Genomic DNA, 23,282 nt, shown 5'->3' with positions numbered 1-23,282 from the left:
GAGCCAAGGACCCAACGATGATCACCTGCTTCATCCGCTACGAGATCGACCCCTTCAAGGTAGACGCCTTCACCGAATATGCCCGCAATTGGGGCCAGGCGATTCCCCGCTGCGGTGCCGATCTGATCGGCTATTATGCCCCGCACGAGGGCTCCAGCACGGTGGCTTACGGCGTGTACAACATTCGAAACCTAGCCGATTACGAGGCCTATCGCGAGCGCCTGAGGAACGATCCCGCCGGCCGCGCCAATTACGAGTTCGCCAAGCGGGAGCAGTTCATCCGCCGGGAGGACCGCATCTTCCTGCGTCTCGCCTCGGCCCCACATGCGGAGTTGATCACGCCATGATCGCGGTAATCTTCGAGGTCTGGCCGGATGGCGATGTGGGCAAGCGGGATTATCTGAGTCTCGCGGCGGCGCTCCGCTCCGACCTGATGACCATGGACGGCTTCATCTCCGTCGAGCGCTTCCAGAGCCTCAGCGAGCCGGGCAAGCTCCTGTCCTTGTCGTTCTGGCTCGACGAGGAGGCGGTGCGGGCCTGGCGCAACCTGCCGTCCCACCGCACCACGCAGGGCGCGGGCCGTGACGGCGTCTTTCGCGATTACCGCCTGCGGGTCGCGAGCGTCATGCGCGACTACGGGCTGAACGAGCGCGAGGAGGCGCCCGCAGACAGCCGCACGGCGCACGAGAGCATCACGGGCGAAGGTTGATGCCGAAGGCCTGCTCGATGGCAGGCCTCCCGTCCCGCTCGACCCGGTAGATCGCCCGGTACAGGCCGGGGCGGAAGCCGCCTTCAGGCGGCCTCGTTCCGCCGAACATCATCCATTGCGCCTTGTCGCGATCGAGCGGCGGGGCCTTGTTCTGGGCCAGCGCCTTGCCGTCGGGGCCGAACAGGGTGAGCGTCTGCACATCGCCGCCTTTGAGGCCGATAGCGCGCACGAAGGCCACGAGGGCAGGCGAGCGCGTGGTGGGCGTCTCCTGCTCGGTTGCGCCCGACTCGATGGCTTCCATCGTCACCGGTCCGCTCGCAAAGCCCTTGTTGAGCACGCTGCCCGCCTGATAGGCGAGCGCCCGCTGCAAGGACGCGTCCCACAGGGACTTGCCGCCGCCGCAGGATTTCTCGGGGGCACCATAGGCGAAGGGATCGACCGGCTTGCCGTCCTTGCGCAGGGTGAAGTGCAGGTGCGGGAACTCGGTCATGCCCGACAGGCCGATCTGTCCGATCCGGTCGCCGGCCTTCAGGATGTCGCCCGACTTCACGGTGATGCTGCCCTTGGCCAGGTGGCAGTACTGCGCCTCCCACCCCTGGCCGTGATCGACAACCGCGCCGTTGCCGCATTCGGTGTTGGCGACACTCTGCCGGCCTCGCCCGGTGAGGGAGATGTCCTCCACCCCATCGCGGGTGCGCAGCACCTTTCCGTCCGCGGCGGCCACCACATCGACGCCGGCCTTCTGGACCGCCATGGTGGGCACGCGGATGTCGGTGCCGTCATGCCCCTCGTAGGTGAGCGTGCCGCACTGATAGTCGCTCGTGCCCGGCGAGGGATCGCGGTCCACGTAATGTTGGATGAAGCAGCTGCGCCCGATCTCGCAGGCGACCGGCAGGCGCAAGGTGATGTCCTGCGCCGAGGCCGGAAGCCCGAGCAGGGTGAGGCCGACGAGGCTGGACAATCCGACGCGCATGATCGCTCCGTAACAGAGATGCACGCGACTATAGGGCGCCTCCGGTGGCGAATGAAAGGCGCATCGGATCTCTCTTATGGCCAAGATTCTACGCACATTTCCGGAATGCCCAACCGCCTCCAAAGCCCTTAGAAGCCTCATCTCTGGCGAAAACGTTATTTGCCCCGAGATGATCTCCACGTTGCAGGTATGCCTTTAGACCGCTACATCCAGCCCATGATCCGTGAGCTTGCCAATCCGACCCGCTTCATGAGCCTCAGCGGCACGCTCCTGCCGTGGGTGGGGGGGCTGGCTGCGATCCTGATGATCGTCGGGCTCTACATGGTCTGGTTCGCAGCGCCCGCCGACTACCAGCAGGGCGAGACGGTCAAGATCATGTATCTGCACGTTCCGGCGGCCTGGCTGTCCCTGTTCTTCTACATGATCATGGCGACGTCCGCGCTCGGCACCCTGGTCTGGCGCCATCCCCTGGCGGATGTCTCGCAGAAGGCTGCCGCTCCCATCGGCGCCGCCTTCACGCTGATCTGCCTCGTCACCGGGTCGCTCTGGGGCAAGCCCATGTGGGGCACCTACTGGCAATGGGATGCGCGGCTCACCTCCATGCTGGTGATGCTGCTGATCTATCTGGGGATTCTCGCGCTCTGGCGCGCCATCGAGGAGCCGAACCGAGCGGCCCGCGCCGTCTCGATCCTCACGCTTGTGGGCGCGGTGAACGTGCCGATCGTGAAGTTCTCCGTCGACTGGTGGAACACCCTGCACCAGCCGGCCTCCGTGTTCCGTATCGACGGCCCGACGATCCATGCCTCCATGCTCGTGCCGCTCCTGATCATGGCGGTGGCCTTCAGCCTTGTCGGGATCGCGCTGCATCTTGCCGGCATGCGCACCGAGATCCTACGCCGCCGCGTGCGTACCCTCACCATTCTCGAGGCCGAGCGCCTCGACGCACAGGCGGCCTGACCGATGTCGCACACCTTCTTCATCGCCTTTTCCTACATTCTCACGGCGCTCGTCGTTGCGGGCCTGATCCTGAGGGCCGTGATCGACCACCGCATGCAGGTCCGCGCCCTCGCCGACCTCGAATCCCGCGGCATTGGCCGGAGGTCGCGTCGTGGCTGAAGCTGCCGAGCGCCCCCGGTCGCGCCTGATCTTCATCCTGCCGGGGCTGGTCTTTCTGGTGCTCGCAGGGCTGTTTGCCGTGCAGCTGTTCTCCGGCCGCAACCCGGCCGAGCTGCCCTCCGTCCTCATCAACAAGCCGGTGCCCACCTTCAGCCTTGCGCCGCTGGAAGGCCTCGTGGCCGACGGCAAGCCGGTGCCGGGCTTCTCCAACGAGGACCTGAAGGGCAGCATTACGGTGGTGAACGTGTGGGCATCCTGGTGCGGCCCCTGCCGCCAGGAGCACCCGCTGCTCGTCGATCTCGCCAAGGACCCGTCGATCCGGGTGGTCGGCATCAACCAGCGCGACAACCCGGACAATGCCCGCCGCTTCCTCGGGGCGCTGGGCAATCCGTATGCCGCCGTCGGCGTCGACCCCAACGGCCGCGCCTCCATCGACTGGGGCGTCTACGGCGTGCCCGAGACCTTCATCGTCGGCCCCGACGGCACCATCCGCCACAAGCATATCGGACCCCTGACGCCGGAGAATTTTGGGGCGTTCAAGGAAAAGTTGCGGACGGTCGCGGCAAAGTAATATTGTTCCGGAAGCGAGTTGCCGGGAGATATGCATTTTGTCCGCGACACCCGTTTCCGTCAGGAGCATTCCAGGTCAGAGCCATTACTTCTGCCGCATTAGAATGTCGCTTCTCTCAGTCGCGAGTCTTCTGCTGGTGGTAGGTCTCCTAGCCGCGGCTTGGTTTCTGCTGGATTCAGCTTGGAAACCCTCTCAGCTAACAGGCTCGAGGGGGGAGCGGAGTTATTCCCTCCTATTCTTATTGGTCCTCATTCCTGTGTGGATCCGAGTCCCGTTGATCGTGTTCATGGCGTTAGAATTTATGCGCCGGATCATCCAGCGCCTCTTCCATATCTTCGACGACAAGCCTGACTTTGTGATCTCGACAGACGGCATCGCCGGCTGGGACAGGATGACATTCTGCATCATCCCTTGGGCAGAGATGTCTGACGTGAAGGTTCGACGAACTGAAATTCGTCCTTACGGCTTTAAGATGCTGCCAACTCAGGAATGGATTTACATTTATGGCACCGAGACAGGTCCTCGTCGTTTCTTTGGTGCATTCCCACCGCGACGCCCAAGCATCATGTATAGCCAGATGTATTTCCCGAAGAAGAACACGGAGATTCTTCTGGCCATCCGTCCTTATCGGCCCGATCTCGTGAATGCGGCTCCTATCCCGTCTCACCCGACCGAAATCCCGCGCGCTTGAGCCGGTTGATCGCGACATCCAGCGCCGAGAGGAAGGCCGAGCGGTCCTTGGCCGAGAACGGCTTCGGACCGCCGGTCACGTCGCCCATGGCGCGCAGGTCCTCCATCAGGTTGCGGGTGGCGAGCGCCATGCCGACCGATGCCTCCGTGAACGGCTTGCCCGTGGGCCCGATCACGTCGGCGCCCGCCGTCACGCACCGGTGGGCGAGGGGGATGTCGGCGGTGATCACGATGGCGCCGCGCCGGGCGCGCTCGGCGATCCAGTCGTCGGCTGCATCGAATCCCGAACTCACCACCACGCGCTCGACCAGCGGATCGGGCGGCACCTGCATGAAGGAATTCGACACCACGAAGACCTTCACCCGGTGGCGCCCGGCGACCTTGTAGATTTCCGGCTTTACCGGACAGGCATCTGCATCCACATAGACGGTGATCGCTTGGCTGGTTTCGCTCATGAACCATATATTCCTGTGAGATGTGAAGGTTCTGCCAAGGCTAGACGGCAGTTCATGGTGGCGTAACGGGTCCCTAATGGGCGCTGGGGCAGTCCAGTGCCATAGTGCATGAACCCGCCGGCGAGCAAAAGGAAGCCCGTGACCCCTCGATCCCGCACCCGCGCCGCCCTGGGCCTCATCAATACCCTGCGCACGACGCCGGTTTTGAGCGATGCCACCCACCGGCTGATCCGCGAGGCCGATACCGGGGCGCTGCAGCGGGCCGGCATGGCCCGCATGGTCACGGCGGGGCTTCTGCTGCTGGCCGTCATCTTTGCGACCGCAGGGATCGAGTTCGATACTCCCATGGCGCGCAAGCAGATCGGTGCGGCGGAACTCACCCTCGTCCTGTTCGGGGCCTCGGGATGGGTCGGCGCGTGGCTCGCCTCGAAGCGGATCGCCATTGCGCAGCTGCCGGTGATCACGGCCATGACCGATGCCCTTCTGGTTCTCGGCAACCTGGCCTACAGCCACTTTGGCTTAGGCATCCCCGGCAGCCTCTTCGCGGCGTTTCCGGTGTCCTGGGTGGTGCCGATCACCATGGCGGCGGCGGCGATCCACTATCAGCCGCGGCTCCAGGCCTTCGTGGCCGCCATCTATGTGGTGGGCCTCACGCTCATCGCGTTCAGCGGCGGGTTCATGAGCATCGAGGAGCGGCAGCAGGATCTCGCCGCCATCGCGGGCCTGTTTTCCATGCAGACCAACATGGTCCGCATCGTCATGGTCTTTGCCGCCGGCCTGATCCTGATCCTCGTGGCGCGCCAGGGGCGGCTCATGCTGGAGCGGGCCGTGCGGGAGACGACGCTTCGGGCCAATCTCACCCGCTACCTGCCGCGCGAGCTCGCACCCATCCTCACCGACCAGGCCTTCGCGTCCCTGCGCCAGGGACGGCGTATTCCCGTGACGGTGATGTTCGTGGACATCCGCGCCTCGACCACCTTCGGCGAGACCATGGAGCCGGCGCAGCTTGCCGTGTTCATCACGTCGTTCCGCCGGCGCGTGCTGCGGGCGGCCTCCCGGCATGGCGGCGTCATCGACAAGTTCACCGGCGACGGGGCGCTCATCCTGTTCGGGGTTCCGGGCGCGCAGGACGGCGACGCCAGCCGTGCGCTCGCCTGCGGCCGGACCCTGCTCGCCCTGATTGCCCGCTGGAACGCCAAGCGCGGCTTCAACCCGCCCGTGCGCCTCGGCATCGGAATCCATACGGGCGACGTGTTCTGCGGCGTGGTGGGCGACGAGAGCCGGCTCGAGTTCACGGTTGTGGGCGAGACCGTCAACATCGCGTCCCGCATCGAGCAGGCGACGAAAGCCACGGATTGCGAGTTCCTGGCCTCGCAGGAAACCGTCGTGGCTGCGGGCGAAGAGGGGCTCTGGACGGAGGTAGAGTGCGATCCGCTGCCGGGGGTGACGCGCCGGATGGTGCTGATGAAGCCGGTGGGGTGAGGGTTTCGCTTCGCCGTCGTTCCGGGCTGCGCAGCGGAGCTCGGAATGACAGTGTCGAGGTTGTTTAAACCTCTTCCGCCTTCTTGATCTCGTGCTTCAGCAGCAGCGGCGTCTGGGCCAGCGCAAACGCGATGGTGAGCGGCATGATGCCGAAGACCTTGAAGCTGACCCAGAAATCCGTGGTCTGCGTGCGCCAGACGATCTCGTTGATGGCGGCGAGCGCGAAGAAGAACAGCGCCCAGCGCAGGGTGAGCTTGCGCCAGCCCTCCGCGTCGAGGTCGAACACGCTGTCGAGGACGATCTGGAGCAGGGGCTTGCGGAAATACAGACCGCCGAGCAGCACGAGACCGAACAGGGAGTTCACGATAGTGGGCTTGAGCTTGATGAAGGTCTCGTCCTGCAGGAAGAGCGTCAGCCCGCCGAACACCACCACGACGATGCCCGACACCACCGGCATGATCGGCAGCTTGCGGGTGAGCGCGTAGCTGATGCCGAGCGCGATCAGCGTCGCCACGATGAAGACCCCCGTGGCGGCGAAGATGCGCTGGTCTTCCGCGAAGCCGAAGCGGTCCCCATAGGCGTTGCCGATGAAGAACAGGGCCAGCGGGCCGAGTTCCAGGGAGAGCTTGAGGAGGGGAGGGAGGCGCTTTTCGTCGGTCATGGGACTTTTCTAAAGGATTTCTGGGGAAACGAATACCAGTGTCATCCCCGTCATGCGCCGGCCGGGAACGACACCGAGGTTCTCATCCCTCGATTCCGGCAATGGCCTTAGCGAAATCCCGTGCGGTGAAAGGCTCCAGGTCCTCCACCCCTTCGCCGACGCCGATGAAATGCACGGGCAGGCGGAACTTCTCGGCCAGTGCCACGAGAATGCCGCCCCGGGCCGTGCCGTCGAGCTTGGTCATCACGAGGCCCGTGACGCCTGCCGCCTTCTGGAACAGGTCCACCTGACTCATGGCGTTCTGACCGACCGTCGCGTCGAGCACGAGGAGCGTGGCATGGGGGGCGCTCGGGTCGAATTTCTTGACCACGCGCACGATCTTTTCGAGCTCGGCCATGAGCCCGGCCTTGTTCTGCAGGCGGCCGGCCGTGTCGATGAGCAGCACATCGCTGCCATTGGCCTTCGCCTCCTGCAGGGCGTCATAGGCCAGCCCTGCCGCATCCGCCCCCTGCTCGCGGGAAAGCACCGGCGCGCCGACGCGCTCGCCCCAGACCTTCAGCTGCTCGATGGCGGCGGCCCGGAAGGTGTCGCCGGCCGCCAGCATCACCTTCAGGCCCTGGCTGCGGAATTTCTGGGAGAGCTTGCCGATGGTGGTGGTCTTGCCCGCGCCGTTCACGCCGATCATGAGAATGACGAAGGGCTTCTTCGACCGGTCGACGATGAGCGGCTGGGCCACGGGCTGGAGCGTCTTTTCCACCTCGCCAGCCAGAATGGTCTTCACCTCCTGGGGCGAGATTTCCTTGTTGTAGCGGCCGGCGGAGATCGCCTCCGTGATCCGCATGGCGGTGGGCACGCCGAGATCCGCCTGGACGAGCGCATCCTCCAGTTCCTCGAGAGTGGCTGCGTCGAGCCGCCGCTTGGTGAAGAGGCCGGTGACGCTGTCGGACAGGGACGAGGAGGTGCGGCGCATGCCGTCCGTCAGCCGCTGCCACCAGCCGCGCACCGCGGCGGGCTGTGTTTCAGGGGCCGGGGATGGGAGCACTTCGGCGGGAGCGGGTTCAGGTGTTCCTAAGTCTGCCGCCGTAATGTCCGGGCGCAACTCGGGGCCGTGCTCGGTGACGATGCGCGGCAGCGGCTCCTGCGGGTTGGTGCCTTCCGGGTCAAGGCCTTCGATGGGCTGGAGATCGGCGCCGGCCAGCTCGGGCGGCGTCTTGTTCTCCTCGGGCGTGTCGGGAGAGGCGGTGGTCACGGTGGAGGGAGCGGCCGCGAGATCGTCCGCGCCGGTCGTGGGCGGAGACGGCATCGCCTCGGGCTCGCCCCCGGCCTGCGGCGTACCCGGAGCCGCTGCGGGAGCCGCGGGTGAGTCAGCCTTGCGCCCGAACAGACGGGAGAGGAATCCGGGCTTGTCGGGCTTTGTCTCGGCCATGGGTCCGCTGTGCCTTTTCATTCTTGTGCTTGATTTAGCGCTGTCGCCTCGATAGCCGAGGCCTCATGAATGCGGAAGAGATAGTAAGCCGATTGCTGTATCGCGATGCCCTGATGCTCGTGATCGACAAACCCGCCGGGCTGCCGGTGCATCCGGGCCCTAAGGGCGGCGAGACCCTGTTTCATCATCTCGACGCCTTGCGCTTCGGCCTGCCCCGCCGTCCCGAGGCCGCGCATCGCCTCGACAAGGACACCTCCGGCTGCCTGATCCTCGGTCGCCACCCGAAGGCCATCGCCCGGTTGAACGAGATGTTCAGGAAAGGGGAGATCGACAAGGTCTACTGGGCCGTGGTCGAAGGCGGGCCGGACGGGGACGAGGGAGAGATCGATCTCCCACTTGCGCCGAAATCGCCGGATCGCGGCTGGTGGATGAAGGTGGACCCCAAGGGCCAGCCGTCGCTGACCCAGTGGCGGGTGCTGGGGCGGAGCCACACCTCCCCCTCGAGGGGGGAGGTCGCGCCGGAGGCGCGGGAGGGGGTGGGACACTCAACATCGGCAAATGTCGCGCTGCCACCCCACCCCAGCCTGACGGCTGACCCTCCCCCTCAAGGGGAGGATAAGAAGGGTCTCACCCTGCTCGAACTGCGCCCCGTCACCGGCCGCACCCATCAGCTGCGCGTCCATTGTGCAGCCTCGGGCTTTCCGATTTTGGGCGATCCGATCTACGGCACGGCTCCGCGCTCCGGCGGACCGGGACTGCACCTGCATGCCAGAAGCGTAACCGTGCCGCTCTATCCGAAGAAGCCGCCGATCACCGTGGAGGCGCCGGTGCCGGCGCATATGAGAGAGCGGGTGGAGGCGTGCGGCTTCATCCCGGACGGCGCAGCCGATCCGGGATCGTCGGCAGAGTAGGGTGTCGGAACCTCAACATTGTCATCCCCGCGAAGGCGGGAATCCATAAACACGACGAAGCTCAAGAAAGCCGTGCGGCTACCGCAGCTTCACATCTTCGGACATCAGCCTTTATGGATTCAGGGCTCTGCTGCGCAGCCCCGGAATGACAGTGCTGGAATGGCTATGGCGACGTATCACGCCGCCAGCAGCTCCTTGCCGTCGTGTCCGGCAATGGTGACCGACATGATGTCGCCCCGCGTCACCGGCCTGGTGAAGCGCACCGGCGTAAACCCTTCCGTGCGGCCGAGCTGTTTCAACTCGATCAGCACGTTGCGGCGCGTGCCGACCTCTCCGTCGAGATGCTTGAGCAAAGCGGCTTCACCCTTCTCACGCAGGCGGCGCGCCCGGTCCTTCACCACATCGCGGGCCACCTGAGGCATGCGGGCTGCGGGCGTGCCGGGGCGGGGCGAGAAGGGGAAGACATGGAGATGCGTGAGGCTGCATTCCTCGACGATGTCGAGGGAGCGGGCGAACATCTCTTCCGTTTCCGTCGGAAAGCCTGCGATGATGTCGGCGCCGAAGACCATGTCGGGGCGTAAGGCTTTCACCTGCTCGCAGAAGGCGATGGCATCGTCCCGCAGATGACGGCGCTTCATGCGCTTCAGGATCATGTCGTCGCCGGCCTGCAATGAGAGATGCAGATGCGGCATCAGGCGGTGCTCATTGGCGATCACGTCGAGGAGATCGTCGTCCGCCTCCACCGAGTCGATGGAGGAGATGCGCAGGCGCTCCAGCTCCGGCACATGCCGCAGCAGATTCTTCAGCAAGGTGCCGAGCTTCGGCTCGCCCGGCAGGTCCCGGCCGTAGCTGGTGATGTCGACGCCGGTGAGCACCACCTCGCGGGAGCCGTGCTCCACCAATGTCCGCACCTGATCCACCAGCACGCCCATGGGCACGGAGCGGGAATTGCCGCGGCCGTAGGGGATGATGCAGAAGGTGCAGCGGTGGTCGCAGCCGTTCTGCACCTGCACGAAGGCGCGGGTGTGCCCGCGCAAGCCGTCGATGAGGTGCACGGCGGTTTCCTTCACCGCCATGATGTCGTTGACCAAAACCCTTTCTGATGTGCCCACACTGAAATCGCGCAGGCCGGCCCAGGTCTCGGCCTTCATCTTCTCGTGGTTCCCGACGACCTGAGACACCTCCGGCATCGCGGCAAAAGTTTCCGGCTCCACCTGGGCGGCGCAGCCCGTCACGACGATGCGGGCACCGGGCTTTTCGCGGGCGAGCTTTCGGATCGACTGGCGCGCCTGGCGCGTCGCCTCGCCGGTGACCGCGCAGGTGTTGACGATCACGACCTCGCCGAGGCCCGCGCCTTCCGCGTGGCGCTGCATGGCCTCCGACTCGTAGATATTGAGCCGGCAGCCGAAGGTGACGACCTCCACCGCCATCAGGCCACCTCTGAAAAGAGGGCAGGCAACAGGGTGCCCTCGTGCTCCAGCTCGGTCGGTCCGGTCATGAGCACGTGGTCGTCGCTCTCGCGCCATTCGATCACGAGATCGCCGCCGGGCAAGCCCACCACGGCCCTGCGGCCGGTGAGTCCCTTGCGGGCGGCGGCCACGAGGGTGGCACAGGCGGCCGAGCCGCAGGCGCGGGTCGCCCCGGCGCCGCGCTCCCAGACGCGCAGCACGATGTGCTCGGGGCCGGTCACCTGGGCAAACGAGATGTTGGCGCGCTCCGGCAGGGCCGGGTCGTGCTCGAAGGCCGGACCGATGGCGGCGAGGTCATAGGCTTCCGCATCCCCGACCCAGAAGATCACATGCGGGTTGCCCATGCTGACGGCCGACGGCCCCTGCAGTTCGGGCGCGTTGGGCAGCCTCGTGTCGAGGGCAATGGTGCGGGTATCCGGATAGGGATCGCGCAGGGGGATCTCGTTCCAGGCGAGTCGCGGCCGGCCCATGTCGACGGTGAAGACCCGGTCCGAGACGCGCTCGACGGGCAGGAGCCCGGCTTTGGTTTCCAGCACGAGGTCGTGGTCCACGGGGCGGCTCATGATGGGATCGGCCGTCATCGCCCAGGCGACGCAGCGCGTGCCGTTGCCGCAGGCGCCGGATTCCGAGCCGTCCGTGTTGTAGATGAGCATGAAGGCATCGGTGCCCGGGGTCACGGGATCGTGCAGCACCATCAGCTGGTCGAAGCGCGAGCGCGGGTCGGCCGCGATGGCGCGCGCTTCCGCGGCGCTCACCCGATGGGGGGAGCCGCGCAGGTCCAGCACGGTGATCTCGTTGCCGAGACCGTTCATCTTCAGGAAGCGGCTGTTCGAAAGAGCACTCATGCGGGCGTATATGGCTTAAAATCCCGAAAATCGCGAGAGGGGTCGGAAAGCCCTGCGGCAATGAGGTCAGAACGCCTGAACGATCCGCGGGATGCTGGTGGCGATGATGAGGAGGCCGACGCCGATCATCAGCGGGCGGGTCGGCAGGCGGCTGACCACCAGTCCGCCGAGCGGAGCCGCCAGCACGCCCCCGACGATGAGGCCCGCCGCCGAACTCAGCTCGGACCAGCCCAGCGTCACGATGAAGGTGGCGGAGATGACCGTGGTGACGAGGAATTCGGTGAGGTTCGTCGAGCCGATGACCTGCCGGGGCGCATGGCCACGGCCGATCAGCGAACTCGTGACGATGGGTCCCCATCCGCCCCCGCCCATGGCGTCGAGCAGGCCGCCGCCCGCCCCGATCCAGGGCACCAGCCAGTCCCGCATCTCCCGCGGCCAGAGGGGGCGGAACGCCTTGAAGAGGATGTAGAGACCGATTGCCAGGAGATAGGCCGACACCAGGGGCTGAATGGTCTTGGCGTCGATATTGGCCAGGATGAAAGCCCCGACGCCGCCGCCGATCATGCCGGCCGGCGCCAGCCGGGCGACGAGACGCCAGTTCACGTTGCGGTGGACCACATGGGATGTCCCGGAGGCCGCCGTGGTGAAGATCTCCGTGACATGGGTCACGGCGCTGGCGGTGGCCGGCGGCACCCCGAAGGCGAGCAGGCTCGTGGTGGAGAGCACCCCGAAGGCCATGCCGAGCGCCCCGTCGACGAGCTGCGCCCCGAAGCCGATCAGCGCAAAGATCAGAAATTCTTCCGTCATGAAGCCGCCCGAGGTGAGGAGACGAAGCCTGAGCATAGGCCATCGGCCCCAGCTTCCGTCAGGGCATTGGGTTGTCAATCAGACCAATTGTTGTGCAGCCCTGCTGCAATCCGTCTCTCCACAGCAGCCTGGAGATGCTCTCGCAGCATTGTTCAAAGCCCAATATGGTGCAGCAAGGTATCCCTTCTTGATTCGCGGGTAAGGCGTTCTTCTCATGCGGCTGCGCTTCTCTCTTCCTGTCCTCGTCCTGGCCCTCTGCTCCGGCGTGGCGCTGGCGCAGACGCCTCCCCCGGCGAGCCCGCCACCGGCCGCCCCTGAGGCGCCCGCAACCCCAGCGCCCGCAGCACCTCCCCCGGCAGCACCCCAGCCTGCGCCGCAGGCCCAGACGGCTCCTGCTCCGTCGGGCACCCCGGCCCAGCCCCAATCTCCTGCGACGGCTCAGCCCGCTCCGGCGACGCCTTCGGCTCCCGCCAGCCCGGCCCCGGTGCAGGAGGCCGGCCGCACGACCCTGTTCCCGAACCCGAGCGATCCGACCGGGGTGGAGGAGGGCGTGCTCCTGTCCAAGGACACGGCGATGCTCGCTGGCATCAGCACCTGGGACGAGGCCTTCGATAACCTGAAGAACGCGTTCGCCAAGATCGACGGCGAGATGAAGAAGGCTGGGATCTCGCCCGCGGGCCGGCCGCTCACGATCTTCGTCGACACCGACGACAACGGCTTTAAATACGAGGCGATGGTCCCGGTCGCCAAGGTGCCGGAGGGCAAGACCGAGCTGACCCCGGAGATCAAGTTCGGCCGCACGCCGGCGGGCAAGTCCTTCCGCTTCGTGCACAAGGACGCTTATGACGAGATCGACGGCACCTACGAGACCATCACGGCCTATCTCGACATCAAGGAGATCGTCGCCAAGGACGCGTTCATCGAGGAATACGTGAGCGACTTCACGGACTCGCAGGACACTAACTTCGAGGTGAACATCTACGTTCAGCCCAAAGAATAAATACCCTCAGTGATCGCGCTCTTCGACCTCGACGGGACCCTAACGGACCCGAAGACCGGCATTACCCGGTCGATCCAGTACGCTCTGGAAAAGCTGGGGCGTCCCGTTCCGGAGGCGGACGAGCTGACCTGGATGATCGGACCGCCGATTTTTGCAGGCTTCACGCAGCTCCTGGGCGGAGCGGAACAGGTGGAGGATGCGGTGCGCCTCTATCGCGAACGCTACGGCGATGTCGGCCTGTACGAGAACGAGGTTTATGCGGGCATCCCAGCCTTGCTCGAGGATCTTCGGGAGAATGGCGTCCGCCTTTATGTGGCAACGTCGAAGCTTCAGGTCTTCGCGCGACGGATCCTCGATCATTTCGACCTGTCGCGCTTCTTCATCGAGATCTACGGCTCGGAGCTCGACAACCGCAACGCCGACAAGCGCGATCTCATCCGGCACATCATCGAGCAGGAGCGCTTCGACCCAACGGGCGCCGTCATGATCGGCGACCGGAAGCACGACGCCATCGGGGCGAAGGCCAACGGGCTGGCAAGCATCGGTGTGACCTGGGGCTACGGCTCCCGGCAGGAACTGATTGAAGCAGGCGTCGCCTGCCTCGTGGATGCTCCGCAGGACCTCGCGAAGCCGATTCTCACACGGACGGTGACCACACCTCACCCGGCCGCAGCGCCCTGAACCGGTCGCCCGGAATCTCGGCCGCCTGGAGCGCCGTCGCGAGTTCCTGCGGCGGCTCTTCGATGCCCTCATCGGTGAGCCGGAACGTGCCCCAATGGTGGCCCAGCGCCTGCTCGGCCTCGATGATGCGCAGCACCTTCACGGCATCGTCCGGGTTCATGTGCTGCGGCTCCATGAACCAGCGCGGCTCGTAGGCGCCGATGGGCAGATGCGCGAGACGAGGCTTGCCGAAGCGTTCGCGCACCGCATGGAAGATCTTGCCGTCGCCAAAGCCCGTATCGCCGATGTGGTAGATCACGCCCGCCGGCGTCATGAGCACATAGGCGCACCAGAGCGCCATGCGCCGGTCGTTGATGCCCCGCGCCGACCAGTGATAGGCGGGCTCCAGATGGGCCGTGACGCCGTTGCCGAGATCGACCGAGCCGCCCCAGTCCCGCGTCTCGACCGGGATCTCCGGATGCTCGGCCCGGATCACCGCGTCGTTGCCGAGCGGAGCGATCATCTTCGGACGATGCCGCTGCCAGAGCCGGCCTAGGGTCTCGGTGTCGAGATGGTCGTAGTGGTTGTGCGTGATCAGCACCACGTGGATGGGCGGCAGATCGTCGAAGGCGATGCCGGGCGGATTGACCCGCGTGGGGCCGGCGAAGGAGACCGGGCTCGCCCTGTCGGAAAAAACCGGATCGGTGAGGATGTTGAGGCCCGCCACCTGGATCAGGAACGACGCGTGGCCGATCAGCGCGCTGCGCAGGCCCGGCACCTCCGCCGGAGGCTTGTCCCGGAACGGGCTCGGGAAGCTCTCCGGCCAGTCCTTGCGTCCGCCGCCGAGCCGCCAGCGGGCGAGCTCAAGCAAGCCCTTGTCCTGCGGCTGGCCCGGCGTGAAGAAGCGCACCCCGTCGAAATGATCGCTGACCGGGCCGTCGTAGTAGCGGTTCTTCGAGCGCGCGGCGGTCATCCAGCCCAGCGCCCCCGTGGCGGCGACAACGGGAAAGCCAAGCGCTTTGATCAGGGTGCGGCGGTTCATCGGTGCAGGGATCCTCGGCGAAGCTTTAAGCGTGGGGATGCGGAAGCGGATCGGCAAGGGTGGGCAAGGGTGGGAGTGTCATCCCCGTCGGTCCGCAGGACCGGAAAGGAGATCCGTGGTACCGAGGGTGCAGGTGGATCCCCTTCCCCTTCGCTACGGCCGTCAGTAACACTGGGGATGAAGGTCCTTCGATATTTCGAGACCCTCCAGCTTCAGCGGCGGTGTCTCAATTTCATTCGCTCTCCATGCACGGGAACGATCAGTCTGGCCCATGGCGATCTGGGCAATACAAGCGACGTTGCCAATCACTTTAGCGAGGCGCTTTCGGCTCTTAGGGCCGTTGGATATCAGGCCTCCTCCGTCACAAGTGTGCCGATCAGCTCACGGAGCTTGTCCTGAGATGCGCCTCTATCGGAGAGGAAGACCTCTAGATCGATGTCCGCCGATCCAGGTTGATAGCTATTCCCGCTAAGGCGAGACCAATCGTGCATTACGAATGTTCGTCCGGTTCCGGTATCCCGTGCGAGATAGAACCAATCCTCATTCCCAAGGCCTTGCGCGGTTTGATAGAATAGCTTCTTGGTGATCGTCATGTGGTCTCCCATGCTTTGTGCCAAGCATATAGGAGGCAAGGACCGGATTCGATAGGCTGTCGAACGGACCCGGTTTCAAGTTTAGACCCTCCAGCTCCCGCCCTTTTCCTTGACTCCGCCCCCCTTTTCCCTTATCGGCTGGCCGCAAATCTGTAGAGCGAGCCCATTATGAGCCGCCGACCAGCCCGAGAGGCTGGAGGTCAACGTCCGACAGCGCGATGCGCCCTCGGGCGCGCTTTCATTTGGGTTTCGCGTTGGGATGGTAGCTGATGTCGGACAAGACCTTGCGCATCGAGGACGCGATCAACGAGACCTGCCCGTGGTCGGGGAAGCCGATCGCGGCGGATTCGCTCACCCTCTATCGCGGCGAGGTGGTCGGCTTCTGCAATCCTGGCTGCCGCGACACGTTCGAGGCGGCCATCCGCCACTTTGAAAAAGCCATCGAGGATCGCGATGTACCTCTCATCGCAAGAGGAATTGAGTGATCATGTTCGAAGGCCTGTCCGATAAGCTTTCCAATATCCTCAACGGGCTGACGCGCCGCGGCGCTCTCACCGAGGAAGACGTCAACGCGGCCTTGCGCGAGGTCCGCCGCGCCCTGCTCGAGGCGGACGTCGCCCTCGAGGTCGTGCGCTCGTTCACGGACAAGGTGCGCGCCCGCGCGGTCGGCGCCGAGGTGGTCAAGTCGGTCTCTCCCGGCCAGCAGGTGGTCAAGATCGTCCACGACCAGCTCGTGGAAATGCTGGGCGCGGACGCGGAGGTGATCAGCCTCAACGCGGTGCCCCCCGTGGGCATCCTCATGGTCGGTCTCCAGGGTTCGGGTAAGACCACGACCACGGCCAAGATTGCCCGTCGCCTGAAGGATCGCGAGAACCGCAAGGTGCTCATGGCCTCCCTCGACACCCGCCGCCCGGCCGCCATGGAGCAGCTCGCGGTGCTGGGCAAGCAGGTGGGCGTCGACACGCTGCCCATCGTCGCCGGGCAGTCGGCCGTGCAGATTGCGCGCCGCGCCATGGAGGCAGCCCGCCTCGGCGGCTACGACGTGGTCATGCTCGACACCGCGGGCCGCGTCACCGTGGACGAGGCCCTGATGGTGGAGGCAGCCGAAGTGCGCACCGCCACCGGCCCGCACGAGGTTCTGCTCGTGGCCGATGCGCTCACCGGTCAGGACGCGGTCAACACCGCGCGGGCCTTCGATCAGCGCCTCGGCGTCACCGGCATCGTGCTGACGAGAATGGACGGCGACGCCCGCGGCGGTGCCGCTCTGTCCATGCGCGCCGTGACCGGCAAGCCGATCAAGCTCATCGGTACGGGCGAGAAGGTGGATGCGCTGGAGGAATTCCATCCGTCGCGCGTCGCCAACCGCATCCTCGGCATGGGCGACATCGTCTCGCTCGTGGAAAAGGCCGCCGAGAATTTCGACGCCGAAAAAGCCCAGCGCATGGCCGACAAGATGCGCAAGGGCAAGTTCGACCTGGAGGATCTACGCGACCAGTTGGCCCAGATGGAGAAGATCGGCGGCATCGGCGGCATGCTCGGCATGCTGCCCGGCATCGCCAAGATGAAGTCGCAGCTCGAGAACGCCAATCTCGACGACCGGGTCATCAAGCGCCAGCGCGCCATCATCGATTCCATGACCCCGGCCGAGCGCCGCAACCCCGACATCCTCAAGGCCTCGCGCAAGAAGCGCATTGCCGCCGGTGCCGGCATGAAGGTCGAGGACATCAACAAGCTCCTCAAGATGCACCGCCAGATGGCCGACATGATGAAGATGATGGGCGGCGGCAAGGGCAAGGGCATGGCCGGCCAGCTCGGCAAGATGTTCGGACTCGGCGGCGGCATGGGCGGCATGCCCCAGCCGACGCCGGAGCAGATCGAGGCCCTGCAGAAGCAGATGGGCGGCAAGCTGCCCGACTTCCCCGGCAATGCGGGCGGCCTTCCGGCGATGCCGAAGGGCGTGCCGGGCCTGCCCGGTCTGGGCAGCGGCAAGATTCCCGGCCTGCCGGGCATCGGCGGCTTCCCATTCGGGAAGAAGAAATAGGTTTTGTCGCTCCGGGTTGATCTGGAGCGGCACAAGGTTTGATCACAGGACACCAAAAGGAGTATCCCATGTCCCTGAAGATCCGTCTCACCCGTGGTGGTGCGAAGAAGCGCCCCTACTACCGCATCGTCGTCGCCGACTCGCGCTCCCCGCGCGATGGCCGTTTCATCGAGAAGGTCGGCACCTACGACCCGATGAAGCCGAAGGACGACGCCGGCCGCATCGTTCTCGAGACCGAGAAGATCCAGGCCTGGCTTGCCAAGGGCGCCCAGCCGACCGACCGCGTCCTGCGCTTCCTCGATGCCGCCGGCCTCATGAAGCGTCCGGCCCGCAACAACCCTGAGAAGGCTGTCCCGGGCAAGAAGTCCCAGGAGCGCGCCGACGCCAAGGCTGCCGCGGCTGCCGCCGGCTCCGAAGGCGAGGCTGCGTAAGCTTCGATATGAAGCGGGGGCGCAATCCATCCTCCCCTGGAGGGGGAGGGTCGACGCTGCGTGAGCAGCTGCGGGGTGGGGTGGAAACACCTCGTCCTGCAAGGTCGCGCTCCCACCCCACCCTGGACCTGCGGTCCGACCCTCCCCCAAGCAAGTCGGGTGTTCCCGACTTGCGCGATAAGGAACGGATATCGGGAACACCCGATATCCGAGGGGAGGGTAGCCGCTCCGTTCTGGGAGAGAGAGATAACCTCGTCCTCGTGGGCGAGTTCGGTCGCGCTCATGGCCTGAAAGGTGAGGTGCGGCTGAAGTCCCATACCGGCGATCCGCGGGATATCGCCGATTACAAGCCGCTTCAGGCCTCCAACGGCCGAACCTATTCCCTCAAGACCGTCCGCTCCGCCCCGGGCGGTACGCCGGACCTTCTCATCGCCGCCGTCGACGGCATCACCACGCGCGAGGCCGCCGAGGCGCTCAACCGCGTGCAGCTCTTTGTCGAACGCGACAAGCTCCCGCCGCCTGACGAAGAGGACGAGTTCCTGCTCGCCGATCTCATCGGACTTCCGGTTCAGAACGAAGCCGGCGAGGTGATCGGCACCATCATCGACGTGCCCAACTACGGCGGCGGCGATCTTCTCGAAATCGCCCCGGCGCAAAGGGGCCCCACCGCATTCCTGCCCTTCACCAAGGCTTTCGTGCCGGTGGTGGATATTGCCGCCAAGCGCGTCGTGGCAGCAGCACCCGACGATCTGTTCGAGCCGGCGAAATCCTCCCCTGATTCCGAGGATGAGGCGTGAGCTTTTCCGCCACTATCCTGACCCTTTATCCCGACATGTTCCCAGGCCCGCTCGGGATGTCGCTCTCCGGCGATGCGCTGAGCCGTGGCGTGTGGTCGCTTGAGGCGAAGAACATCCGCGACCACGGCCTCGGCCGCCACCGCACCGTCGACGACACGCCGGCGGGCGGCGGCCCCGGCATGGTGATCCGCTGCGACGTGCTGGCCTCCGCCATCGATGCGAACGTTCCCGAGAACGATCCGCGCCCGAAGCTGCTCATGAGCCCGCGCGGAAAACCGCTCACGCAAACCTATGTGCGCGAGCTTGCCGCCGGCCCCGGCGTCGTCATCGTGTGCGGCCGGTTCGAAGGCGTGGACGAGCGCGTGATCGAGGCGCGCGGTCTGCAAGAAGTTTCCATCGGCGACTACGTGCTCTCCGGCGGTGAGATGGCCGCCATGATCGTGCTCGATGCCTGCGTGCGCCTGCTCCCCGGCGTCATGGGCAAGGAGGCGTCGGGCACCGAGGAAAGTTTCGAGTCGAACCGCCTCGAATACCCGCACTACACCCGTCCCCGGGAGTGGGAAGGGCGGCCGATCCCCGACGTGCTGCTCTCCGGCAACCATGCCATGATCGAGCGCTGGCGCCGCGAGGAATCGGAGCGCATCACGCGTGAGAGAAGGCCGGATCTGCTCACGTCCGAGCGGAACTGATCCTCGGACGGGCGAGCCCGAGGCGCCACTTGAGGTTCACCCCGGCGCTGCTGAGCAGGATCAGCCCGATGCCGCTCCACTGGCCGAGCGACAGGTCGCGGCCATAGGCCAGGTAATCGACGAGAATGGCGACGGCCGGATAGGTGAACGACAGCACGGCGATCACTGGGGTTGGCAGCTTCTGGAGCGCCGCATACAGGAGGATGTACATGATCCCGGTATGCACCACGCCGAGCACCGCGAGGTATCCCCATTGCAGGGAATGCGTCGGCAGGCTGGAGAAGTCGGCGAGCGGCAGAAGCATCAGGGTGCCGAGCATGGCCTGCACGAGCGCGATCACGTGCGGCGGGATGCCCTTGAGCTGCTTCACGATGACGGACGCCACCGCATAGAGGAAGGCTGCTCCCAAGGCCTGCAGAAGCCCGACTCCATAGCCGCTGCTCCATGAGAGACCGCCGGCCTCGACCTGCGTGACCATGAGGAGCCCCAGGAACGCGAGCGCGATGAAGCCGAGCGCGTCTCCCGTCGGCCGCTCGCCGAACAGGATCATCCCGAGCAGGATCAGGAAAAACGGCTGCGTGTTGTAGACGGCCGTGGCGATTGAGATCGATGCATGCCCGTAGGACGAGAATAGCAGCACCCAGTTCAGCACGATGGCCGCGCCGCTTAAAATCGCGAGCATCAGCGTCCGGGTCGAGAACGGCCACGGCGCCAGAAGCCCCTTGACCTGGCAATAGGCGAGCAGGCTCAAAGCCCCGAACAGGCAGCGGAAGAACACCACGTTCCAGACGCTCTGGCCGGATTCGACGACGAAGTACCCGATGGTGCCCGAGAGCGCCATCGCGGCGATCATCTCCAGCCGTCCCGACAACTTGACTTGCAATCCCATGGCTGCGCCTCCTGTGATGAAGGCAGAACTTTATCTTTTGCCGGGATCGGCGTACTTTCAGGATCGAAAGCGGTTCAACCTTTTTGGCCTTCGAAGCAATGGCGATTTCAGCAAAGAACCTCAGAAGCAGAAGTGCCGTTCTGGACGAGATCGACCAGGCGCTGATCGGGCTCCTGAGCGGCAATGCCAGGCTGTCCCACGCGGAACTCGCCCGCAGCGTGGGTCTATCGCCTCCGAGCGTCGCCGAGCGGCTGCGGCGGCTGGAGGAGGGCACCGTGGTCAGTGCCTATACGGTCGAACTCGACCCGAAGGCCCTGGGCTACACCCTGACCGCCATCGTGCGCATCCGGCCCCTGCCGGGACAGCTGCACCACGTGGAGAAGCTTCTCATCGAGAGCCCCGAGGTCATCGAATGCGATAAGGTGACCGGGGACGACTGCTTCGTGGCGCGCTATCTCCTGCGCTCCATCGACGAGCTCGATCCGATCCTGGAGCGGATTGCGCAACGCGCCCAGACCAGCACGTCCATCGTCAAGGCCTCGCCGGTCAAGCGCCGCCTGCCGCCGGTTCCCTGACGCGGCTTCGGCATCAGGCACGCGGGTTTGCTGCAAGCCTCGCCTCGAAGGTCTTGAGGTATTTCATGCCTGTGTCGCACATCACCGTCACGATGGTGGCATCTGGCTCCAGCCGTTCGGCGAGCTTCAGAGCCGCGACGACATTGGCGCCCGTGGAGGTGCCGGCGAACAGGCCTTCCTCGCGGGCGAGGCGGAACGCCATCGCCATGGCTTCCTCGGTCGAGACGCGCTCGATCAAATCGGCAAGCGTCGGCTGCCAGAGCGGCACCACGTAGCCCGCGCCGATGCCGTCGATCTTGTGCGCGCCCGATGGACTGCCGGAGAGCACCGCCGACTCGGCAGGCTCCACGGCCACGATCCTGATACCGTCGTGATGATGCCGCAGGCGCTCAGCGATGCCGCGCAACGAAGCCGCCGTGCCGACGCTCTGAACGAGCCCGTCGATCCGGCCGTCCGTCTGCTCCCAGATCTCGTTCGCCATCCGGTGATAGGCGGCGATCTGGTCCCGGTTCTTCATCTGGTCGGTCCAGAACGAGCCTTTCTCTTCCGCAATGATGCGCGCCTGCTCGATCATGTCCCTGGTGAGCTTCTCCGTCATGCGGCCGCCGTCGCTCTTCACGATGTGGAGCGTCGCGCCGAGCAGGCGCATGTGGTCGAGCTTTTCCTGTGAGAACGCGTCCGACGTTACGACGTCGAGCGGGTATCCTTTCACGGCGCAGACGAGCGCCAGCGATACCCCCGTGCTGCCGCCGGTATATTCGACGACCGTGCCGCCGTGTCTGAGCCGCCCATCGGCCTCTGCCGCCTCGATCATGGCGAACGCCATCCGGTCCTTCATGCTGCCGGTGGGATTCTCACTCTCCAGTTTCAGCAGAATGCGCGCGCCGTTGGGCGGCACGATGTGGCGCAGGGCAAAGAGGGATGTGTTGCCGATGCGGTCGAGAATGCTGCGGGGCTGTGCGGTCATGGGTGCTGTCCGAAAAACTGCCACCTCGGTAGCCTTGGGCGGGCAACCCGTCAGGTCCGGAATCCGGACTTCTCGACCTCTGGCCGTCATGGTAGCGCTAGACCCATGGCAGATTACGGTCAGTTCTGTTCCGTGGCCCGCGCCCATGAGGCAATCGGCGGGCGCTGGACCCTTCTCGTGGTGCGCGAGCTTCTGTGCGGCAGCCGCCGCTTCAACGACATCCGCCGCGGCATCCCGCGCATCTCCCGCACGATGCTGTCCGAGCGCCTGCAGGCGCTGGTGCAGGCAGGCGCCGTGTCGCGCATGGAGGGCGAGCATGGCCCCGAATATGCACTCACCGAGGCCGGCCGGGAGCTGATGGGCATCGTGAGCGCGCTCGGCACCTGGGGCCAGCGCTGGCTGCCGCGGCACGCCGCGGATGAGGATCTCGATCTCGAACCCGTTCTCGTCGACATGCAGCGGCGGGTGCGCCCAGAGGCCCTGCCGAAGGAGCCCCTCGTCGTCCGCTTCGAGGTCGAGGGGCAGCGCCAGCCGCGCTTCCTGCTGCTGAAAGAAGCCGAGGTCTCGCTCTGCACCCAGAATCCCGGCTTCCCTGAGCCGCTGCGCATCCGCGCCCGTCTGCCGGCGCTGGTCGCCTGGTGGCGCGGCGACGTGAACTTTGCCGAGGCGCAAAGGACAGGACTGACGGTGGAAGGACCGCGGGAACTCGCCAAGGCGTTCCCGCACTGGTTCGAGCGGTATCTGTTTGCAGAGGTCGAGCCTGCCGCTCGGCCATAGGCTCGACAACCCCTCCGAACTCCTGTATAGGCCCGGCCTCAACTTAAAACAGGACGCCGAAATCCAGCGGGTCCGGGGCTTGCCCTGAGGCCGCGCAACGGCAGGAGTATAGACCATGAACATCATTCAGCAGCTCGAGCAAGAGCAGATCGCCAAGCTCGCCAAGACCATTCCCGATTTCCAGCCCGGCGACACCGTCATCGTCAACGTGAAGGTGAAGGAAGGCGAGCGCTCGCGTATCCAGGCTTATGAAGGCGTCTGCATCGCCCGTTCGGGTGGCGGGCTCCAGGAGAGCTTCACGGTCCGCAAGATTTCCTACGGCGAAGGCGTGGAGCGCGTGTTCCCGATCTATTCGCCGAACGTCGACTCGATCAAGGTCGTGCGCCGCGGTGCCGTTCGCCGCGCCAAGCTGTACTACCTGCGCGACCGTCGCGGTAAGTCGGCCCGTATCACCGAGCGCGCCGAGAAGAAGACCCAGGCTGCAGCCGAGTAAGGCTCCCCTTCTCAGGCAAAGTTTTTCAAAAGCGCGGTGCAAACCGCGCTTTTTTGCTGATGGGGGAAGCTTTGCGGACAATGCGGCGCGACAAAAATATAATTGCGCGTTTTGTCATCTCTGCTATGCGATCGTTTCAATGCGGTGTGCGCTCAGGGCATCTTCTCCTGGACGGCTCAAGCCGCTAAACACGCTGAAATTACCATTGTCGAG

At 65.4% G+C, this 23,282-nt stretch carries 29 protein-coding genes; 18 read left to right on the top strand and 11 right to left on the bottom strand.

Going from position 1 to position 23,282, the window contains the following annotated elements:
* The first annotated feature begins 17 nt into the window (after positions 1-17).
* Together MA07_RS02890 and MA07_RS02885 are read left to right on the top strand one after the other, a co-directional pair.
* Positions 18-347 (top strand): NIPSNAP family protein, encoded by a 330-nt coding sequence (locus tag MA07_RS02890; RefSeq protein WP_036346699.1) that lies wholly within the window; start codon positions 18-20, stop codon positions 345-347.
* A complete protein-coding gene (locus tag MA07_RS02885) occupies positions 344-709 on the top strand; it encodes an antibiotic biosynthesis monooxygenase (RefSeq protein ID WP_036346696.1) in 366 nt (121 codons plus the stop codon). The genes MA07_RS02890 and MA07_RS02885 overlap by 4 nt, the downstream gene beginning before the upstream one ends.
* Here the strand turns inward: MA07_RS02885 and MA07_RS02880 are convergent.
* Entirely contained in the window at positions 693-1,682 is a 990-nt protein-coding gene (locus tag MA07_RS02880; protein WP_036346694.1) for a M23 family metallopeptidase, read from the bottom strand. The genes MA07_RS02885 and MA07_RS02880 overlap by 17 nt on opposite strands.
* A gap of 189 nt (positions 1,683-1,871) precedes the next feature.
* On the opposite strand from MA07_RS02880, the gene MA07_RS02875 reads away from it, so the two are divergent.
* From MA07_RS02875 to MA07_RS02865, 4 genes are all read left to right on the top strand, one after another.
* Positions 1,872-2,639: a heme ABC transporter permease gene (locus MA07_RS02875; protein WP_052002768.1), complete on the top strand. Its 768-nt coding sequence runs from the start codon at positions 1,872-1,874 to the stop codon at positions 2,637-2,639.
* 3 nt (positions 2,640-2,642) lie between these two features.
* A complete protein-coding gene (gene ccmD, locus MA07_RS28490) occupies positions 2,643-2,798 on the top strand; it encodes a heme exporter protein CcmD (RefSeq protein ID WP_081928737.1) in 156 nt (51 codons plus the stop codon).
* On the top strand, positions 2,791-3,369 hold the full coding sequence (locus MA07_RS02870) for a DsbE family thiol:disulfide interchange protein (RefSeq protein ID WP_036346693.1): 579 nt from the start codon (positions 2,791-2,793) through the stop codon (positions 3,367-3,369). Before ccmD ends, MA07_RS02870 begins: the two co-directional genes overlap by 8 nt.
* Positions 3,370-3,643: 274 nt before the next feature.
* On the top strand, positions 3,644-4,060 hold the full coding sequence (locus MA07_RS02865; protein WP_152568698.1) for a hypothetical protein: 417 nt from the start codon (positions 3,644-3,646) through the stop codon (positions 4,058-4,060).
* Here the strand turns inward: MA07_RS02865 and MA07_RS02860 are convergent.
* On the bottom strand, positions 4,023-4,514 hold the full coding sequence (locus MA07_RS02860; RefSeq protein WP_036346688.1) for a YaiI/YqxD family protein: 492 nt from the start codon (positions 4,512-4,514) through the stop codon (positions 4,023-4,025). The two genes, MA07_RS02865 and MA07_RS02860, sit on opposite strands and share 38 nt — an antisense overlap.
* 138 nt (positions 4,515-4,652) lie before the next feature.
* Here MA07_RS02860 and MA07_RS02855 point away from each other — a divergent pair, with 138 nt between their 5' ends.
* Positions 4,653-5,996: an adenylate/guanylate cyclase domain-containing protein gene (locus tag MA07_RS02855; protein WP_052002767.1), complete on the top strand. Its 1,344-nt coding sequence runs from the start codon at positions 4,653-4,655 to the stop codon at positions 5,994-5,996.
* A gap of 64 nt (positions 5,997-6,060) precedes the next feature.
* Here the strand turns inward: MA07_RS02855 and MA07_RS02850 are convergent, their stop codons facing one another.
* Together MA07_RS02850 and ftsY are read right to left on the bottom strand one after the other, a co-directional pair.
* A complete protein-coding gene (locus MA07_RS02850; RefSeq protein ID WP_036346687.1) occupies positions 6,061-6,657 on the bottom strand; it encodes a septation protein A in 597 nt (198 codons plus the stop codon).
* A gap of 82 nt (positions 6,658-6,739) precedes the next feature.
* Positions 6,740-8,083, bottom strand: a complete 1,344-nt coding sequence (ftsY, locus tag MA07_RS02845; RefSeq protein ID WP_036346685.1) for a signal recognition particle-docking protein FtsY — start codon at positions 8,081-8,083, stop codon at positions 6,740-6,742.
* A 65-nt stretch (positions 8,084-8,148) separates the two neighbouring features.
* On the opposite strand from ftsY, the gene MA07_RS02840 reads away from it, so the two are divergent.
* Complete coding sequence (locus MA07_RS02840) at positions 8,149-8,994, top strand: RNA pseudouridine synthase (RefSeq protein ID WP_036346678.1); 846 nt, start codon at positions 8,149-8,151, stop codon at positions 8,992-8,994.
* A gap of 176 nt (positions 8,995-9,170) precedes the next feature.
* Here MA07_RS02840 and mtaB read toward each other — a convergent pair whose 3' ends face one another.
* The 3 genes from mtaB to MA07_RS02825 all read right to left on the bottom strand — a co-directional run bounded on the left by mtaB (position 9,171) and on the right by MA07_RS02825 (position 12,115).
* Positions 9,171-10,424, bottom strand: a complete 1,254-nt coding sequence (mtaB, locus tag MA07_RS02835) for a tRNA (N(6)-L-threonylcarbamoyladenosine(37)-C(2))-methylthiotransferase MtaB (RefSeq protein ID WP_036346675.1) — start codon at positions 10,422-10,424, stop codon at positions 9,171-9,173.
* The gene (dapF, locus tag MA07_RS02830; protein WP_036346673.1) at positions 10,424-11,308 is read right to left on the bottom strand and encodes a diaminopimelate epimerase; all 885 of its coding nucleotides are present in this window, start codon (positions 11,306-11,308) and stop codon (positions 10,424-10,426) included. The genes mtaB and dapF overlap by 1 nt, the downstream gene beginning before the upstream one ends.
* A 66-nt stretch (positions 11,309-11,374) precedes the next feature.
* Positions 11,375-12,115: a sulfite exporter TauE/SafE family protein gene (locus MA07_RS02825; protein WP_036346778.1), complete on the bottom strand. Its 741-nt coding sequence runs from the start codon at positions 12,113-12,115 to the stop codon at positions 11,375-11,377.
* A gap of 214 nt (positions 12,116-12,329) precedes the next feature.
* On the opposite strand from MA07_RS02825, the gene MA07_RS02820 reads away from it, so the two are divergent.
* Together MA07_RS02820 and MA07_RS02815 are read left to right on the top strand one after the other, a co-directional pair.
* Positions 12,330-13,115, top strand: a complete 786-nt coding sequence (locus MA07_RS02820) for a GyrI-like domain-containing protein (protein WP_036346671.1) — start codon at positions 12,330-12,332, stop codon at positions 13,113-13,115.
* Between the two features lie 9 nt (positions 13,116-13,124).
* Positions 13,125-13,796 carry an HAD family hydrolase gene (locus MA07_RS02815; RefSeq protein ID WP_081928736.1) on the top strand — a complete coding sequence of 224 codons (672 nt, stop codon included), beginning with the start codon at positions 13,125-13,127 and terminating at the stop codon, positions 13,794-13,796.
* Here MA07_RS02815 and MA07_RS02810 read toward each other — a convergent pair.
* Together MA07_RS02810 and MA07_RS02805 are read right to left on the bottom strand one after the other, a co-directional pair.
* Positions 13,753-14,748, bottom strand: coding sequence for an MBL fold metallo-hydrolase (locus tag MA07_RS02810; RefSeq protein WP_244445138.1), 996 nt, complete (start codon positions 14,746-14,748; stop codon positions 13,753-13,755). The two genes, MA07_RS02815 and MA07_RS02810, sit on opposite strands and share 44 nt — an antisense overlap.
* A 416-nt stretch (positions 14,749-15,164) precedes the next feature.
* The gene (locus MA07_RS02805) at positions 15,165-15,410 is read right to left on the bottom strand and encodes a hypothetical protein (protein ID WP_036346664.1); all 246 of its coding nucleotides are present in this window, start codon (positions 15,408-15,410) and stop codon (positions 15,165-15,167) included.
* A gap of 269 nt (positions 15,411-15,679) precedes the next feature.
* Here MA07_RS02805 and MA07_RS02800 point away from each other — a divergent pair, with 269 nt between their 5' ends.
* The 5 genes from MA07_RS02800 to trmD all read left to right on the top strand — a co-directional run bounded on the left by MA07_RS02800 (position 15,680) and on the right by trmD (position 19,368).
* Complete coding sequence (locus tag MA07_RS02800) at positions 15,680-15,895, top strand: glutathione S-transferase (protein ID WP_036346662.1); 216 nt, start codon at positions 15,680-15,682, stop codon at positions 15,893-15,895.
* Between the two features lie 2 nt (positions 15,896-15,897).
* Positions 15,898-17,451, top strand: a complete 1,554-nt coding sequence (ffh, locus tag MA07_RS02795) for a signal recognition particle protein (RefSeq protein ID WP_036346660.1) — start codon at positions 15,898-15,900, stop codon at positions 17,449-17,451.
* Between the two features lie 68 nt (positions 17,452-17,519).
* Complete coding sequence (gene rpsP / locus MA07_RS02790; RefSeq protein WP_036346658.1) at positions 17,520-17,882, top strand: 30S ribosomal protein S16; 363 nt, start codon at positions 17,520-17,522, stop codon at positions 17,880-17,882.
* A 206-nt stretch (positions 17,883-18,088) separates the two neighbouring features.
* On the top strand, positions 18,089-18,679 hold the full coding sequence (rimM, locus tag MA07_RS02785) for a ribosome maturation factor RimM (protein WP_348270391.1): 591 nt from the start codon (positions 18,089-18,091) through the stop codon (positions 18,677-18,679).
* Positions 18,676-19,368, top strand: a complete 693-nt coding sequence (trmD, locus tag MA07_RS02780) for a tRNA (guanosine(37)-N1)-methyltransferase TrmD (RefSeq protein ID WP_036346656.1) — start codon at positions 18,676-18,678, stop codon at positions 19,366-19,368. The genes rimM and trmD overlap by 4 nt, the downstream gene beginning before the upstream one ends.
* On the opposite strand, the gene MA07_RS02775 is transcribed toward trmD, so the two are convergent.
* Positions 19,349-20,257: a DMT family transporter gene (locus tag MA07_RS02775; protein WP_036346654.1), complete on the bottom strand. Its 909-nt coding sequence runs from the start codon at positions 20,255-20,257 to the stop codon at positions 19,349-19,351. The genes trmD and MA07_RS02775 overlap by 20 nt on opposite strands.
* A 98-nt stretch (positions 20,258-20,355) precedes the next feature.
* Here MA07_RS02775 and MA07_RS02770 point away from each other — a divergent pair, with 98 nt between their 5' ends.
* Positions 20,356-20,832, top strand: coding sequence for an Lrp/AsnC family transcriptional regulator (locus MA07_RS02770; protein WP_036346773.1), 477 nt, complete (start codon positions 20,356-20,358; stop codon positions 20,830-20,832).
* Positions 20,833-20,845: 13 nt separating this feature from the next.
* Here MA07_RS02770 and MA07_RS02765 read toward each other — a convergent pair whose 3' ends face one another.
* Positions 20,846-21,799, bottom strand: a complete 954-nt coding sequence (locus MA07_RS02765) for a cysteine synthase family protein (RefSeq protein WP_036346651.1) — start codon at positions 21,797-21,799, stop codon at positions 20,846-20,848.
* A gap of 105 nt (positions 21,800-21,904) precedes the next feature.
* On the opposite strand from MA07_RS02765, the gene MA07_RS02760 reads away from it, so the two are divergent.
* The gene (locus tag MA07_RS02760; RefSeq protein WP_036346650.1) at positions 21,905-22,576 is read left to right on the top strand and encodes a helix-turn-helix domain-containing protein; all 672 of its coding nucleotides are present in this window, start codon (positions 21,905-21,907) and stop codon (positions 22,574-22,576) included.
* Between the two features lie 115 nt (positions 22,577-22,691).
* A complete protein-coding gene (rplS, locus tag MA07_RS02755) occupies positions 22,692-23,069 on the top strand; it encodes a 50S ribosomal protein L19 (RefSeq protein ID WP_036346647.1) in 378 nt (125 codons plus the stop codon).
* The last annotated feature ends 213 nt before the right edge of the window (positions 23,070-23,282 follow it).

The organism is Microvirga sp. BSC39, assembly GCF_000739015.1.
Classification (GTDB): Bacteria; Pseudomonadota; Alphaproteobacteria; order Rhizobiales; family Beijerinckiaceae; genus Microvirga.
The sequence above is the reverse complement of the archived record's forward strand: the minus strand, read 5'-3'. Positions and strand labels throughout refer to the sequence as shown.